Here is a 15,598-nt window from a genome sequence, read left to right on the forward strand (position 1 = left end):
TGTTCGTTGCGCCGGAGGGAACGGAATGGCCAAACCTCGTATCTTTCTCGGTTCGTCGGGGAAACAGAAGAAGCTGTTGCAGGCGCTGACGCGCGGCCTCGAGGACATCGCCCATGTCGAGCCGTGGACGACGGTTTTCAATCCCGGAACGACAACGCTGGGACGCCTCCTCGAGCTGACGCGCGAGGTCGACTTCGCCGCGTTCGTGTTCGCTCAGGACGACTGGACGAGCGCGGGCCAGCCGGAATCGACCGCCACTGTTCCCGCCCAGGCTTCGCCGCGGGACAATGTGGTGTTCGAGGCTGGGCTGTTCGGCGGGGTGCTGGGGATGCGGCGGACATTCATCCTGCATGCCAATGGCGCCAAGCTGCCCAGCGATCTGCTCGGCCTGACGTCGGTCCGCTATGGCGAGGCAACGAGCGCCGCGGAGACGCGGGCGATCAACCAAAAACTGCGTAACGCCATCGAAAATGAAGGACGGGTCGCCCGTATCGAGGGATTCTGGTGGCAATTTTCCCTGACGGAGCGCACAGCGAGGGAGCCTTCCGCCGTCAGTCTGCTGAAAGTTTCGCGGGACCGCAATGGCGCGCTGGAGCTGAACGGCCGCTCATGGCAGGAGAATGGCAGCCTGTCAGCCAGATACTGGAGCGAGGCGACGAAGGAGAAGGGCGAGTCTGCTGGCATCTTCTACTATTGGAACGGCGAACGGCCGCTGGACGCAAATGCGCCGCAGCTGTACGGGACGGGCGAGATAAAGCTGGAGTCCGCCGATCGCGCATCCGGGTACTTCACAACGCGTTCGGACACCAACTCGGAGGTGAATGCACGAACCTCCGGCGTCTATCTGCGCGCCGATCCGGAGGACCTGACCATCCTGGACGGAAACGACAATCAGCGGCGCGTGGAATTGATCGCCGAGCGCCTGAACCACTGGAAATCGATCAAGAACATTTGAAGTTGGGTTCTCCCCCGGTCCACCCGACAGCTATAGACGGCGGACTGAACGCGGTCGCGCCCGATCGAGATGCCTGCACAATCGCGTGAAGGGACCGGAAGCGGAAAGGGGCCAGGCGGCAGCGAATGCGCCAATGCTTGACGAACGGGCTGTTCGGCTAAAGAGATTGGGCAGGGAATTTCATGGTCGCGGAACATTTGTCGGATGCAGCCCCGAATACTGACCGACTACGCAGTCCGGCTGCTGACGCAGGGCTATGTCTGCCTGCCGCTTCGTGCCGGCGGCAAGCATCTCGACCTCGCGGCGATGGGCTATGAACCCTTGCATCTGCCCAGCCAGCGCAAGGATCTGAAAGAGCTTGCCTTCTGTTCGATAAGCTTTCAGCTGTCGCAGAAACCGCCAAGCGCCGACGATGTCGGACGCTGGTTTGGCGACTTCTCCGGCAATGTCGGCCTGCTTGCGGGCCTGGCCAATCTGTTGATCCTGGATTTCGACGACATTGCCGCCTACCTGAGCTGGCGGCGCCGCTATGACGCCGTGGCAAGCCGCACACCGGTGGCAAGATCGCCGAGCGGTTTCCATGTCTATCTGCGGACACGCGAGCCGATGGTGTCGTCGAGCCTCTATTGCGGCTTACGCAGGATCGGTCACCTCAAGGCGCTTGGCGGCTATATCGTCGCCAGCCCCTCCGTGCTGAGGGACGGCTCATCCTATAGCTGGCTGGAGGGCCAGTCGCCCTTCGATGTCGAGCCGCAGCTGATCGAGAGCCTTGCCAGCCTGTCGCTGCGCCAGGTCTCGCCGTTCAAGCACTACTACGACCACATGCTGAAGCGCGGCTTCTTCGAGCGGCAATGAGCAGGGAAGCAGCCGCTGATATCACGGTCGTCATTCCGGCGAAGAACGCCGTCGCGACGATCGACGCCGCGCTGGGCAGTCTTGCCCCCGACGGCGCGCTGATCCGCGAGGTCCTGCTCGTCGACGATGGTTGCGACGATCGGACGGCGATTGTCGCGGCCGAAAGCGCGGTGCGGCACGGCTTGCCGCTGGAGGTCGTAGCCGGGCGCTTCGGCGGGGCGGGCGCCGCGCGCAATGCCGGCATGGCGCGCGCATGCGGCCGGTTCCTGTTCTTCCTCGACGCCGATGACGAGGTGATCGAGGGCGGCCTGACGCAACTGCGTGAGGCGTTCGAGCGCCATCCGAAAGCAGGCGTCGCGGTCGGGGCCAGCATCCGGCGCACGGCTGGGCGACCGGACAAGATGAAGACACCGCACGGCTACGGCAGCGACAGGACCGAGAATACCCGGCGCTACCTCCGCAACGAGCTGTGGCCGATCGCCATGGGGAGCGCGCTGGTGGCGCGAGCGGCGACGGCCGGCATCCGCTTTCCGGAGGCGATCGGCCTCGACGAGGACACGTGCTTCTGGACAGCCGTTCTGGCGCGCGCCGACGTCATCAGCATCGCGGCGCCGGTGCTCCTCTATCATCTCGATGAAACCAGGATGGCGCGGCGCTTCATCACGGCGCCGCGCGCGACGTTCCTTGCCGTAGCGCTGGCGCTGAACCGGCTCGCGGCTCACGGCGTCGACCGGAAGGCGCTGCAGTGGCGAAAGGCCTGGATCGCGCAGCGGATCGCGCGCCAGCTGATCAAGCAGAGGATGATTGCCGACGCGGGCGGCATGATGCGGGCCGTGCGCGCGCACGAGGCGTTGGGCCGAGCCCGGAAGGCATGGCAATACCGCGCCCGCATCCGCCTGGCGCGGCTGGCCCCGGCAAGGCCCCCCGCGCCATCGCTTCCGGCATCCGGCAGACCGAGGCGGACCCTGGTGGTTTGCCACGAACCGGCCTTTCCGCCGGTGTCGGGCGCCGATCTGCGAAATTTCGACAATGCCATGGCGGCGGCCGAACTCGGACCGGTCCGCCTCGTCTCGATCCAGCCACGGGCCGATGATGCGCAGCCGCTCCCCAGCGCTATCAGCGTGGCCGCGCTGACGAATGCGGACGAACCGCGCGCTCCGGCGCTCGGCTGGCGGCGAGCCAGGGGCGAGGGCCGGATTCCGCGCCCGGCGCTCACCCGCCTCAAGGCGCTCGTTCGCGAGTTCCGCCCCGACACCATCATCGTCGAGGGCATTGCGCTGTTCCGATTGCTTCGGCCGCTGCGACCGCTGGCCGGGCAGCTCGTCCTCGACATGCACAATGTCGAATCGGATCTCGCCGGACAATTGGAGCTGGCCGATGGTTCGCGGGTCAGCGCGCCCGGCCTCAAACGCCTCGAGCGAAAGGCCGCCGGGATCGTCGACAGGATCTGGGTCTGCTCTCGTCTCGACCGTGAAAGGCTGTCTTCCGGAACGGCGCCGATCGACGTCGTTCCGAACGGCATTCCGCGGGCCGAGGCCATGCCGGCGGCGTTGCCGGCGCAGCCCACGTTTGCAGACGGGTTTCCGGTTGTTCTGCTTGTCGGCCATCTCGGATACAGGCCGAATGTCGAAGCCGCCGAGCGCCTGGTGCGCAACATCCTGCCGCGCATCCGGCAAGCGCTGCCGGCGGCGAGCGTTGTCCTTGCCGGCCGTGCGCCCAAGCCGGCCGTGCGGGCGCTCGCCGGGCTGGACGGCGTTTCGCTCGTCGAGGAACCGGGCGACACCAGGCCGCTCCTGGCCAGGGCTCACCTCAGCATCGTTCCGCTGTCGTCGGGCGGCGGCACGCGCATCAAGATCCTTGAGGCGATGGCTTGCGGCGTTCCGGTGGTGGCGACGCCGCTGGCAGTGGAGGGCCTCGATCTGATCGAGGACGAAGAGGTGCTGCTGTCGGAGTCGGACGAGGGGCTGGCGGAGATGGCGATCGCCCTGTGCAGCGACCCGGCCCGCCTCGCCCGACAGCGCGCTCGCGCGCATGCGACCGTCTGGTCACGATTCGGGCCCCAAGCCATAAGAGAGGCCGTCCGCGACGGCCTTGGACCGGACGGGGCCGGCCAATGACGACAACAGCGTCTTCAACGTCCCGCCCGATGAGCCGCCGATGATCCCCAAGATCCTGCACCAGACCTGGAAGACCGACAGCATCCCGGCTCGCTTCCAGGCCTATGTCGAGAGCTGGAAGCGGCTTCATCCGGATTGGACGGTGATGTTCTGGAATGACCGGATGCTGCTCGAATTCGTCGCCCGGCACTATCCGGACTTCCTGCCGATCTTTTGCAGCTATTCGCAAGGTGTGCTGCGCGCCGACGCGGGACGCTATCTGCTGCTGCATCATTTCGGCGGCGTCTATGCCGACATCGACTGCGAATGCGTGGCACCCTTCGACCTCTTGACGGGCGAGGATCGCATCGTGGTCTGCAGGGAGCCGGACACGCATGCGCGGGTGCAGGCGGGTTTCCGCGGACTGCCTTACCTGTTGTTCAATGGTACGATCGCCAGCCCGCCCGGTCACCCGTTCTGGCTGCGGCGCGCTCGACTACCCGAAGGACAGGATCAAGCTGGTCTTCTGCGAGGGCGACAGCGCGGACGGAAGCTGGGAACGATTGCAGCGGGCGGTGGCGCCGCTTGCCGGGACATATCGCGACATCGTTCTGCTGCAGAAGCAGACGGGCACCAGCCTCGACCGTGCGAAGCGCGCGCGGCCAAAGCTGCAGCGCGCGCGGCGCGGCGCCATCGCCAAGGTGCGCAACCACCTGATCGACCATGGCCTGGCGCCGGATGATGACTGGGCGCTCTGGGTGGACATCGATGTCTGGCGGTTCCCGGACGATGTTCTAAGCCGGCTTGTCGGAGCCGGTCATCGCATCGCGGTCCCGCATTGCGTGAAGATAGCCGGCGGCGACAGTTTCGACCTGAACTCCTTCATCAGCGTTCGGCCGGAAAAGGACTATCGCTACTATCGCCAGATCCATGGCGGCCTCTACCAGCCGCCGGCGCGGTCCTACAGCCGCCTCCATCTCAGCGATCTCAGGCATCTCGACATTGTCGGGCTCGACGGTGTCGGCGGAACCATGCTGCTCGTCGACGCGGCCCTGCATCGCGGCGGTCTGCGCTTTCCCGAAATCCCCTATCACGACCTGATCGAGACCGAAGCCTTCGGCGTGCTGGCCAACGAGCTGGGCATCCGGCCGGTCGGCCTGCCCAAGCTCGAAATCCTGCACGTGCCTTGGTGAACGGCCGTGCCCGCCCCGCATTCAACGGCGACGGTGCGCCTTCCGCCAGCGGCGCAGCCTGGTGCGCAGGAAGGAGAGGCCGCCAAACGGCAGTGACGGCCGGCCGGCCGACAGGCCCTGATCTTGCTGAAGGCGCTGATGTATACGCTCGGCCAGCCGGCATTTTGCCGGCGTTTCCAGGAGCGCCAGACGGCTGGCGAGGGGTCCCGGCAGCGGTTGCGAGCGCCAGGCGAAATAGGCCTCGTAGGCCTGAGGCGTCTCCAGCAGATGGCGGAGATAGGCGGCAAGCTCGGCCGGCGTGCCGAACGCCGTCGCGTCGATGTAGGAATTGGCGGGGACGAACTCGCCGACATTGGGGGCGCCGAGATAGACCGGCACGCTGCCTGCACAGAGCGGATCGAAGATCTTCTCGGTGACATAGTCGGGCGCGATCGAATTCTCCAGCGCCAGGCAGAAGTGGTATCGCCCTATGGTCTCGATCTTGGTCCGCGATCCGAGATCGGGGCCTTCGATCTGTCGCGTGGGACGATAGCGGCCATAGGAATCGACGCCGATATGCCCGGCAAGCTCGGCTGCGAACGCCCCACGGCCGCTAAGGTCGATGCTTGCGGACTGGAAACGCACCACCGGGGCGCTCTCGGTCTTGGACGGTATCGCGCTGTTGCGTATCGCCTCCCACCAGCTCGCCTCCTGAAGATAGGGTGTCCAGATGTCCGATCCGGACTCGTGCGTCATCGTGAGATCGAAATGCCGCATGAAGCCGGGAGCGGCGGCGCGTGGATAGTTCTGCGGGTTCTCCATCGACCACGCGACCCATGTCTGGCCGGTATATTTGCGGGCGTCGCCGATCTCGCGGTAATCCGGAAGGTGGAACACCACCGCCGCGGCTTCGGCAAGGCGGCGGCGGTCATTGGTCCATTCGACTGGCACCGCGCAAGCGGGGATGGCCGATATGTCGACCGGCTTGCCGAAGAAGGTCGTGTAGAAAAGGATGAGCGGTTGGTTCGATGGCATGAAGACGCTTTCAAAGCGCGGGAACCGCTTCCGTATACGCTTTGGACCCAGCTTCGGGGAAGGACCTCCGATTATCCGCTCGGCCAAGCCGGCCCTAGTCGTGAAGCTCCCTGGCAATGGGCGGACCGATCGAAAAATCCGAAAAGGTGACCTCGAAGCCTTCACGCTGCGGCGAGCAGCACATCATGCCGACATCGACCGATTTCGAGGCCGGGAAATAGGCGAGCCGCACCGGCTTCCAATGGCCGTCGGCGGCGTCCAGATACTGGATGCGGATAGCCTCGGCGTGGCGGGTCAAACGGATCCTGACGCCGTTGGGATCGGCAGCAATGCTGACCAGCGACCAGTCCGAGGTATCGTTGGTAACGACGACCGAGAAATAGGCCAGCCCGTCGGTGTATTCGATGCCCGCCTTGATCCAGAGCGTTTCGCTCAGCCGCACCATCAGCCCGGCCTGGTCGTAGAGCACCCGATAGTCGCCCTTGACCGTGACCTCGGCGCTGAAATCGCCGGCGACCGGCCGATAGAGGAAATGGCCGTTGTCGCGCCAGAAGCCATAGAAGGTCTCGCGCCAGAAGTCGGTCTCCTTGCCGGTGCGCACATGCACGGTGCCGCCGGCAAAGTCGTGGTGCGGCGGCGGGTTGAGCCAGGTCAGGTCCGCTTTCCAGTCTGTCGTCGACATGCTCGCCTGCCTGGTTCCTCCCGTCGTCGCCAGCTTGCCTTATTGTTTAGACGCAATTCCGTTACGGAAGGCTACGGCGACGTCGCCGAGCTCAACCGTTTCACACTTTCCTGGAATTGCTTTAGCCAGCGAATGTATAGGCCGTCTTCACCGTGGTGTAGAACCCCATGGCGTAGCGGCCCTGCTCGCGCGGGCCGTAGCTCGAGCCCTTGCGACCGCCGAACGGCACGTGAAAGTCGACGCCGGCGGTCGGCAGGTTGACCATGACCATGCCGGCTTCCGAATTGCGCTTGAAATGCGTGGCGTGCTTGAGGCTGGTGGTGCAGATGCCGGAGGTCAGGCCGAACGGCGTATCGTTGGCAACAGTCAGCGCCTCGTCATAGTCCTTGACGCGGATGACGTTGGCGACCGGCCCGAAGATCTCCTCGCGCGAGATGCGCATGGCATTGGTGGCGCCGACAAACAACGCCGGCTGCAGGTAGAAACCCGGCGTCTCGCGGCCCAGCCGCTCGCCGCCGAAGGCAAGCTCGGCGCCTTCCTGGCGGCCGATGGCGATGTAGTCCTCGTCCTGTTTCAGCTGCGTGGCGTCGACGACCGGTCCGATCTGGGTCTTGGCGTCGAGCGCATCGCCGATGACGAGCTTCTCCATGCGCTCCTTCAGCGCGGCAACGAAGCGGTCGTGGATGCCGTCGGTCACGACGAGGCGAGACGAGGCCGTGCAGCGCTGGCCGGTGGAGAAATAGGCGCCGTTGAGCGCGCAATCGACGGCGACCGCCAGATCGGCGTCATCGAGCACGACGAGCGGGTTTTTGCCACCCATTTCGAGCTGGAACTTGCGCATGTGCTCGACGCTGGCGGCGGCGACGCGTTTTCCCGTGCCGACCGAGCCGGTGAAGGAGATGGCGTTGACGTCCGGGCTGTCGAGCATGGCCTGGCCGACCACCGAGCCTTTGCCCATGACCAGGTTGAGCACGCCCTTGGGCAGGCCGGCGCGGTGCAGGATGTCGACGATGGTCCAGGCGCTCTCCGGCACCAGCTCGGCCGGCTTGAAGACGATGGTGTTGCCGTAGGCCAGTGCCGGCGCGATCTTCCAGGCCGGGATCGCGATCGGGAAATTCCACGGCGTGATGATGCCGACCACGCCGACGCCCTCGCGGGTCATCTCGACGCCGACGCCCGGCCGCACGCTCGGCACCAGCTCGCCCGCCAGACGCAGCGTCTCACCGGCGAAGAAATCGAAGATCTGGGCGGCTCTGATCGTTTCGCCGATGCCTTCGGCCAGCGTCTTGCCTTCCTCGCGGGCGAGCGCGCGGCCGATCTCGTCTTTGCGCGCGGTGATCTCGTCGGCAGCCTTCCTCAGCACCGCGTGGCGGACGAGTGGCGCCGAGCGCGACCAGACGGGGAAGGCCGCCTTGGCGGCGGCGATCGCCTGACGCGCCTCATCCGGTCCGGCAGAGGCATATTCGCCAACGACATCGCCGGTGTTGGAGGGGTTGATGTTGCGGGAGCCGGCCTCGCCCACCCAGTCGCCATCGATGAGGTTCTTACGAAACAGGGTCATGGTCTTTCCTTGTGAAGCTTTGCTGGCGGCCTTGTCCGCCGCGGTCATCTCTCAGTCAAGCCATTTATCAGACAAATGATGACAGCGAGAAGGCGGGCATGGATCGGAATAGCCGATGGCGCGGGCCGATGAAAGCCCGCGCCTGTCCGCCTTGCCGAACCGACATATGGGTGGTCAGGCCGGGAAGGTCCAGAACAGGCAGGCCAGCGTCGCCGCGGCAAAGACGACGAAGAACAGGCTTCTCAGCAGGATATTGCGGCGCAGCTCGTTCATGGCGAGGTGGGCCGCGACGATGGCCGCGACGAACAGGAAGCGCCAGTTGACCAGCGCCCACAGCACGCCGCCCTGGCCGAAGGCCCATCTGGCGACGAGGCAGCCGACGATGGTGGCAAACAGCGCGACCGTCGCCCAGAACAGCGCATCGGCGGCGTTGGTAAGCACGATGCTGGCGGCGCGCAACGGCAGGATCATCATCAAGAGCGCGCTGAAGAAATAGACGGCGGCTAGCGGAATGAAGGAGCCGGCATCGGCGATGCCGTCGAGGCGCTTCACGCCGAAAGCGCCGTAGGGATAGCCGTGCCTGGCGACCGCCAGCGAAAGCGCCATGAGCAGGGCGGTGAGCACCGCGACCAACGCGAAAGTGGTAAGAGCCTTGCTCATGCCGTTCCTGCTCCTGCTCTCCGGGCCATGACCGGGGACGAATCAAACAGGGACGATCTTAATCGAATGCGCTCGTAAAATTACCCGCAAGCTTCAAGGCAGCGGCAGGTCTTGAGACTGCCACTCAGGGCTTCTGCGTCGCCGTGACCAGCTCGGCCTTGCGCCGCGCCGTCTCCAGCCCGACCGCGATGAAGCGGCGGGCATGGCGGGCGAGCTCCATATTGTCGGTCCACAGATTGCGCCAGATCGCCGTCTTCTTCGACAGGTTCTCGTCGACGATCTCCGAGGAAAAGGATTCGAAGCTGAGGTCGTCGTCGTAGCCGATGGCGGTCAGCGCATCGAAGATCCCAGCGAAATCGATGCTGCCGGTGCCGAGGAAGCCGCGATGGCTCTCGCCGATATGGACATAGCCGATCTTGCCCACGGCGTTGCGGATGGCCAGGGCGGCATCGGCCTCCTCGATGTTCATGTGGAAGGTGTCGAGGTGCAGGAAGATGTTGTCGGAACCGGTGTCCTCGATGAAGGCCAGTCCCTGCGCGGCGGTGTTGAGCAGATTGCTCTCGAAGCGGTTGACGATCTCAAGGTTCAGGGTGACGCCGGCGGCCTTGGCCGTCTCGGCCACCTTGGCCAGCGTTGCGGCGCTGCGGTTCCACTGGTCGCGCGTCGGCGCCTCGGTCTGCAGGCCGTGGCTGGTCGACAGTATGCCGCCCACCTTGCGGCCGCCGAGATCGCGGGTGAGCGCGATGGTGCGGTTGAGGATGTCGACGCCGCGCGCGGCAACCGCCCTGTCGGCGCTCGAGATATCGCCGTTGGCCGGCAGCCCGATGCTGATCGCGACGCCAAGATCGAGATCGGCGATGCGCCTGGCGAGCCGGCCGATATCGACATTGGCGGGGTCGAGATAGGAGAACTCGATCAGCTCGAAGCCGGCTTCCTTCGTGTTGGCCAGCGTGCGCTCGAGATCCGCTTGCGCCGAGCTCGCCGACCAGACGAAGGAGTGGATACCAATGCGCGCCATGATCGTCTCCATCTGCTCAAATCTATCGTGCCGCAGTGCGGCCCTTGCCGTTCTCGGCGCCGATCGCAAGATCGCGCCAGCGATCACGATAGCCGGCTAACTCGGCAAAGTGCGCGGCATCAACGGGCTCCGGCGTTTCGGCCGCCATGCCGCGACCGGCGCTCTCGAAGGCGAGCGCCGCGGCGCCCGTGGCGCTGCCTTCCAGCGTGGCGCCCTGCAGAAAGGGCTGGCCGGGCCGTAGCTGCGCCAGCAGGCTGGCGAGCAGGCCGCCCGCGTTCAGCCCGCCATCGACGATGACGGTGTCTTTGGAATGGATCAGGTCGAGCGACAGATCGACCATCAGCGCCACGTAGAGCAGCGCCACCGCAGCGCGTTCTTCGCTGTCGGGCGCGCCGCCGATCACTTCGCCGACGCGATCAGGCATCGGACCGCCCGGGGCGAAGCTGGGCAGGGCCATTATGCCGGCGTCGATCACCCGCTGTATCGAAGCCGGCGATATCGCGCCTTGCCAGCCGGCGCTGATCACCGCGAATTCGCGCCCACCCATGAAGCGGATGGTCGGCACCGGACCGCCGTCGACATCGACATTGACCAGCATGTCGCGGTCACGGTCGAGCACGTCCAGCGGACAATCGGGGTTGAGCACGACCACCCAGGTGCCGGTCGAGACCACGGTGAGCGATCCAAGCTGTTGCCGGCGATAGGCATGGAGCGCGGCATTGGAGTCATGGACGCCGTTATGGATGGCGATCGGCCTGCCGGCCTTGCCGAAGTTCCGCTCGCCGATAACGGCGCCGGCGCGCCCGAAGCCCGGCATGCGGCCGCGCCAGCCCTCGGCATCGACCAGCGAGGAGAAGTCGCGCCGGCGCGGCGCCCACAGATGCGAATGGCAGCCGAGATAGGACACTTCCGAGACGGCGCGGCCGCCGAAACGCCAGCTCCAATATTGCGGATAGCCGAGGATCGATGTCGCCGAGGCGAAGGCGCCGGGCTCGACCTCGTTCAGCCACAGCATGTGGCGGCCATAGTTGAAGCCGAGCGGCAGTCGCGGCGAGAAGGTCTCGGAGAAATCCGGGATGCGGCGATCGATGCGCGCCGCGACCTCGGCAGGCGGTTCCTGCTCGTAGTCGAGGATCGGGTGCGTCAGTGCCGTATCATCGACCAGGGCGAAGGTGCAGCCATGGCCAGAGACCATCAGCCCTTCGACGCCGTGACTGTCGACCGCTTCGTCGACGGCAGCGAGCGCCCAGTCATGGAGTGCCGCCTCGTCGAGCACGCTGAAGTTGCCCGCATGTGTCCAGACCGGCTTGGTCCGGCGCTCGGCGAGGATGCGCCCGTCCTCATCGAAGACGAACAGCTTCGAATTGGTCTTGCCGAAATCGAGCACGGCCAGTTTCACCGGATGGCTCCCGAGGACGTGGCGATGCGGACCGTGACGCCGGCAGCTTCCAGCATGCGCGCGTCGGTGTCGGACAGGCCGTCATCGGTCACCAGCGTGCCGATGCGCGACAGCGGCAGCGCGACATTGCGGGCATGGATCGACAGCTTGCGGCTGTCCGCCAGCACCACGATCTGGTCGGCGCACAGGCTCAAATCGACGATCGAGCGGACCAGCAGCGGGTGCGATTCCAGCACGCCTTCCTGGCTGAGCCCCTGGGCGCCGAGGAATAATTTCGAGGCGTAGAAAGGTGCCGCCTGGGCGAGCGAATGGATGATGCCGGGCTCGCGATGCAGGTCGCCGCCGGCGATCGTCAGGCTGCAATGGCCGTGATCGCTGAGATAGGCGGCGAGCGGCATGGAATTGGTGAAGAGGCGGATGTTGCGGTCGGCAAGCCTGACGCCGAGATGGAAGCAGGTCGAGCCGCCGTGGACGATGATCGCCTCGCCGTCGCGCACCATAGTCGCGGCAAGCGCGGCGATGCGCCGCTTGGCCTCGACCGCGAGATCGCGGTTCTCGTCATAGGGCCTGGCGTAGGCGATGCCGGCCTGCGCGGCGCCATCGAGTGCCGAGATGCCGCCATAGACCTTGCGCGCCTCGCCGGCGCCGTCAATCTTGTCGATGTCGCGCCGGATCGTCGCCGCCGAAACGCCAAGCCGCTGCTGCAACTCGCGCACCGAGGCGAACGGGCGGTCCCGCAAGATCTCGACGATCTGACGTTGGCGGCCGGAGTCGCTCAACTTTTCCTCCCGGATGTCGCTTGGCGTAACTTACTCAAGCTGTACGTGACAGCAAGGCCATTTCTGACGAAGGAAGATCATGATTGACGTAGATCGCTCGCATCTGCGATACCGACGTCGGTTCCCTTGCAGGGATTTCGAGCGGAAAGCGCGACGCGGCCGGCAGTTGCGAAGGACAGCGACATGGCGCCATTGGCCATAGGCATCGACATCGGCACCTCGGGCGCGCGCGCCGTCGCCATGCGTCCGGATTTCTCCATCGCCTCGCGCGCCGCCGTGCCGCTCGACCGCTTTGGCGCCAACGGCCGCGACCCCGCCGTCTGGTGGGCGGCGGTCGAGGCGACATTGAAGGAACTGCTCTCCGGCATCGATCGGACGTCGGTGCGCGCGATCGCCGTCGACGGCACCTCGGGCACCGTGCTGCCGGTCGACTCCGCCGGGCGGCCGCTGGCCGAGCCGCTGATGTACAACGACAAGGTTTTGGACGACGCGATCCTCGCCGTGATCGCCCGCGAGGCGCCGGAAGCAAGTGCGGCACATGGCGCGACATCGGGCCTCGCCAAGGCGCTGGCGTTCCAGCTCGTGCCCGGCGTCGCCAGGATGCTGCACCAGGCCGACTGGATCGCCGGGCAATTCTCGGGCCGCTTCGATGTCAGCGACGAGAACAACAGCCTCAAGACCGGCTACGATGTCGAGACCGGCCGCTGGCCGGACTGGATCGCGGCGACCGGCATGCGCACGGAACTGCTGCCCGAAGTCACCAGGCCGGGCAGCGTGGCCGGCTGGCTCACCGCCGGCGCCGCCGGGCTGTTCGGCCTTGCGCGAGACGTCGTGGTGGTTGCCGGTACGACGGATGGCTGCGCCTCGTTCCTGGCCACCGGCGCTACGGACGCCGGCGAAGGCGTCACCGCGCTCGGCTCGTCGCTCACCATCAAGATCCTCTCCGACCGGCCGATCTCGGCGCCACGCTACGGCATCTACAGCCATCGTCTCGGCGACGCCTGGCTGGCTGGCGGCGCGTCGAACTCCGGCGGCAAGGTGCTTGCCCAGCATTTTTCCGTTGCGCGCATCATCGAGCTGAGCGCCGCGATCGACCCGGCGACCGAAACCGGCCTCGACTACTATCCGCTCGGCATACCCGGCGAGCGCTTCCCCATCGCGGATCCGGCGCTGCCGCCGCGGCTCGAGCCGCGACCCCAATCCGAAGCCGACTATCTGAAAGCCATGCTGGAAGGCATCGCCGGCATCGAAGCGCTCGGCTATAGAAGGCTTGCCGAGCTCGGCGCGCCAAAACTGACCTCGGTGCGCAGCGTCGGCGGGGGCGCCGCCAATGCCGCCTGGACCGCGATCCGCCAGCGCAAGCTTGGCGTCGATTTCCTGGCCGCGCTGTCCGACGAAGCCGCCGCCGGCACGGCGCGGCTGGCGCTCAAGGGCGCAAGCGAAGCGGGGCTGCTGTGAGCGCGAAACAAGCCAGACATCTCGACGGGGTTGCCGCGCTGGCCGAGTGCTACAGCATGTTCCTGCTCGACCAGTTCGGGGTGCTGCACGACGGACAGCAGCCGTATCCCGGCGCGGTGGAGACCCTGTCCGCGCTGAAGCGCGCCGGCAAGACGGTGACCCTGATCTCGAATTCCGGCAAGCGGGCGGCGCCGAACGAGCGCCGCCTGCTGAAGCTCGGCTTCGAAGCTGGAAGCTGGGATCATTTCGTCTCCTCCGGCGAGGTGGCATGGCGCAGCTTCCATGACATGGCGGCCTCGGGCACGCTCAAGGCCGGCACCAAATGCCTGCTGATCAGCCGCGACGATGACCGCTCGGCGATCGACGGGCTGCCGCTTGCTCTGACCGACAATGGCAGCGACGCCGAGCTGGTGCTGATTTCCGCCAGCGAAGGCGATCGCTACGACCTCGAGCACTATCGCACTCTGCTCGGTCCGGCTGCGGCGCGGCGGGTGCCGTGCTTCTGCACCAATCCCGACCGGATCATGCTGACGGCGGTCGGGCCGCGCTTCGGCGCCGGCGAGCTCGCCGATCTCTATGAAAGCCTCGGCGGCAACGTCACCCGCATCGGCAAGCCCTATCCGGCGATCTATGAGGCGGCGCTGGCGCTGGCCGGCAATCCGGATCGCGGCAGCGTGGTCTGTGTCGGCGACAGCGTCGAGCACGACATCGCCGGCGGAGCCGGCGCAGGCGTCGCGACCGCGCTGGTGCGCTCTGGGATATTGGCCGACGTCGACGACCTCAGCGCGCTCTTCGATCGGGAAGGCGCGTACCCAGACTATACGCTGGACGCGTTCCGCTGGCGCTGATCGGCCGGCTTACTCGATCCGGTTTCCATCTTTCGGATCGAACAGGTGCAGCGCCGCCGGATCGGCCGACAGCCGCACAATGTCGCCCGGCCTGACGTTGCTGCGCCCCATGACGAAGACGCAGGCCTGCTGGTTGGCGAGCCTGACATAGAACTGCGTCGACAGGCCGAGCGGCTCTACCACCTCGACCTCGCCTTTCAGCGCGCCATCGTCGGCCAGTCTGATGTGTTCCGGGCGCAGCCCGATGGTGAGCGCATCGCCATCCTCCAGAGGCAGCCCGTCCGGCAGCCTGAGCTTCTGGCCGTCGGCGAGCACGGCATCGACCTTGCCGGCCTTGGCGACCTTCGCCGGCAAGAAATTCATGCCGGGCGAGCCGATGAAGCCGGCAACGAAAGTGTTGACCGGCCGGTCGTAGAGTTCGAGCGGATGGCCGACCTGCTGCACATAGCCGTCATGCATGACGACGATGCGGTCGGCCATGGTCATCGCCTCGACCTGGTCGTGCGTCACATAGACCGAGGTGGTCTTGAGCTGCTGGTGCAGCGCCTTGATCTCGGCGCGCATATGGACGCGCAGCTTGGCGTCGAGATTGCTGAGCGGCTCGTCGAACAGGAAGACTTTCGGATCGCGCACGATGGCGCGGCCCATGGCGACGCGCTGGCGCTGGCCGCCGGAGAGCTGGCGCGGCAGGCGGCCGAGGAAACTGTCGAGGCCGAGGCGTTTGGCGGCAGCGCCAACCCTGCCATCGATGGTCGTCTTCTCGGCCTTCTTCAACAACAGGCTGAAGCCCATGTTCGACGACACGTCCATATGCGGGTAGAGCGCGTAGGACTGGAACACCATGGCGATGTCGCGGTCCTTGGGCGCCACATCGTTGACCAGCCGCTCGCCGATGCGGATCTCGCCGCCCGAAACCTCCTCCAGCCCGGCGATCATGCGCAGCAAGGTCGACTTGCCGCAGCCGGACGGGCCGACCAGCACGACGAACTCGCCATCGGCGATCTCGAGGTCGACGCCGTGCAGGATGCGCAGCGAGCCATAATCCTTCTCGACATGTTGCAGCGTGACGGAAGCCATCGA

General features: G+C 66.1%; 14 protein-coding genes and 1 pseudogene. 7 read left to right on the forward strand and 8 right to left on the reverse strand.

Annotation, left to right across the window (positions count from 1 at the left end):
• Positions 1–25: 25 nt before the first annotated feature.
• From EN857_RS02265 to EN857_RS02280, 5 genes and pseudogenes are all read left to right on the forward strand, one after another.
• A complete protein-coding gene (locus EN857_RS02265; protein WP_127283226.1) occupies positions 26–955 on the forward strand; it encodes a TIR domain-containing protein in 930 nt (309 codons plus the stop codon).
• Positions 956–1,159: 204 nt separating this feature from the next.
• Complete coding sequence (locus EN857_RS02270; protein WP_127391358.1) at positions 1,160–1,810, forward strand: bifunctional DNA primase/polymerase; 651 nt, start codon at positions 1,160–1,162, stop codon at positions 1,808–1,810.
• Positions 1,807–3,927, forward strand: a complete 2,121-nt coding sequence (locus EN857_RS02275; RefSeq protein ID WP_135857917.1) for a glycosyltransferase — start codon at positions 1,807–1,809, stop codon at positions 3,925–3,927. The genes EN857_RS02270 and EN857_RS02275 overlap by 4 nt, the downstream gene beginning before the upstream one ends.
• A 145-nt stretch (positions 3,928–4,072) precedes the next feature.
• Positions 4,073–4,210: pseudogene (locus EN857_RS35450) on the forward strand (hypothetical protein); the annotation flags it as partial.
• A 139-nt stretch (positions 4,211–4,349) separates the two neighbouring features.
• Positions 4,350–5,099 carry an ANP1/MMN9/VAN1 family protein gene (locus EN857_RS02280; protein ID WP_245511257.1) on the forward strand — a complete coding sequence of 250 codons (750 nt, stop codon included), beginning with the start codon at positions 4,350–4,352 and terminating at the stop codon, positions 5,097–5,099.
• A 21-nt stretch (positions 5,100–5,120) separates the two neighbouring features.
• Here the strand turns inward: EN857_RS02280 and EN857_RS02285 are convergent, their stop codons facing one another.
• The 7 genes from EN857_RS02285 to EN857_RS02315 form a co-directional block, all read right to left on the reverse strand.
• The gene (locus tag EN857_RS02285; RefSeq protein ID WP_127391356.1) at positions 5,121–6,113 is read right to left on the reverse strand and encodes a glycosyltransferase family 10 fucosyltransferase; all 993 of its coding nucleotides are present in this window, start codon (positions 6,111–6,113) and stop codon (positions 5,121–5,123) included.
• Between the two features lie 94 nt (positions 6,114–6,207).
• On the reverse strand, positions 6,208–6,795 hold the full coding sequence (locus EN857_RS02290) for a DUF1349 domain-containing protein (RefSeq protein ID WP_127391355.1): 588 nt from the start codon (positions 6,793–6,795) through the stop codon (positions 6,208–6,210).
• Positions 6,796–6,916: 121 nt separating this feature from the next.
• Positions 6,917–8,356: an aldehyde dehydrogenase family protein gene (locus EN857_RS02295; protein ID WP_135857919.1), complete on the reverse strand. Its 1,440-nt coding sequence runs from the start codon at positions 8,354–8,356 to the stop codon at positions 6,917–6,919.
• 174 nt (positions 8,357–8,530) lie between these two features.
• Positions 8,531–9,016, reverse strand: a complete 486-nt coding sequence (locus EN857_RS02300) for a hypothetical protein (RefSeq protein WP_127283209.1) — start codon at positions 9,014–9,016, stop codon at positions 8,531–8,533.
• 124 nt (positions 9,017–9,140) lie between these two features.
• Positions 9,141–10,034, reverse strand: coding sequence for a sugar phosphate isomerase/epimerase (locus EN857_RS02305; RefSeq protein WP_127391353.1), 894 nt, complete (start codon positions 10,032–10,034; stop codon positions 9,141–9,143).
• A 22-nt stretch (positions 10,035–10,056) separates the two neighbouring features.
• Positions 10,057–11,433 (reverse strand): FGGY-family carbohydrate kinase, encoded by a 1,377-nt coding sequence (locus EN857_RS02310; protein ID WP_135857922.1) that lies wholly within the window; start codon positions 11,431–11,433, stop codon positions 10,057–10,059.
• Positions 11,430–12,212 (reverse strand): DeoR/GlpR family DNA-binding transcription regulator, encoded by a 783-nt coding sequence (locus tag EN857_RS02315; protein ID WP_127391351.1) that lies wholly within the window; start codon positions 12,210–12,212, stop codon positions 11,430–11,432. Before EN857_RS02315 ends, EN857_RS02310 begins: the two co-directional genes overlap by 4 nt.
• Positions 12,213–12,395: 183 nt before the next feature.
• Here EN857_RS02315 and EN857_RS02320 point away from each other — a divergent pair, with 183 nt between their 5' ends.
• Together EN857_RS02320 and EN857_RS02325 are read left to right on the forward strand one after the other, a co-directional pair.
• The gene (locus EN857_RS02320; RefSeq protein WP_128346379.1) at positions 12,396–13,670 is read left to right on the forward strand and encodes an FGGY-family carbohydrate kinase; all 1,275 of its coding nucleotides are present in this window, start codon (positions 12,396–12,398) and stop codon (positions 13,668–13,670) included.
• A complete protein-coding gene (locus tag EN857_RS02325; RefSeq protein ID WP_127391267.1) occupies positions 13,667–14,518 on the forward strand; it encodes a TIGR01459 family HAD-type hydrolase in 852 nt (283 codons plus the stop codon). The genes EN857_RS02320 and EN857_RS02325 overlap by 4 nt, the downstream gene beginning before the upstream one ends.
• Before the next feature lie 9 nt (positions 14,519–14,527).
• Here the strand turns inward: EN857_RS02325 and ugpC are convergent, their stop codons facing one another.
• A complete protein-coding gene (gene ugpC / locus EN857_RS02330) occupies positions 14,528–15,595 on the reverse strand; it encodes a sn-glycerol-3-phosphate ABC transporter ATP-binding protein UgpC (protein ID WP_127391266.1) in 1,068 nt (355 codons plus the stop codon).
• Between the last annotated feature and the right edge of the window lie 3 nt (positions 15,596–15,598).

The organism is Mesorhizobium sp. M4B.F.Ca.ET.214.01.1.1, from assembly GCF_004791545.1.
Taxonomy (GTDB): Bacteria; Pseudomonadota; Alphaproteobacteria; order Rhizobiales; family Rhizobiaceae; genus Mesorhizobium; species Mesorhizobium abyssinicae.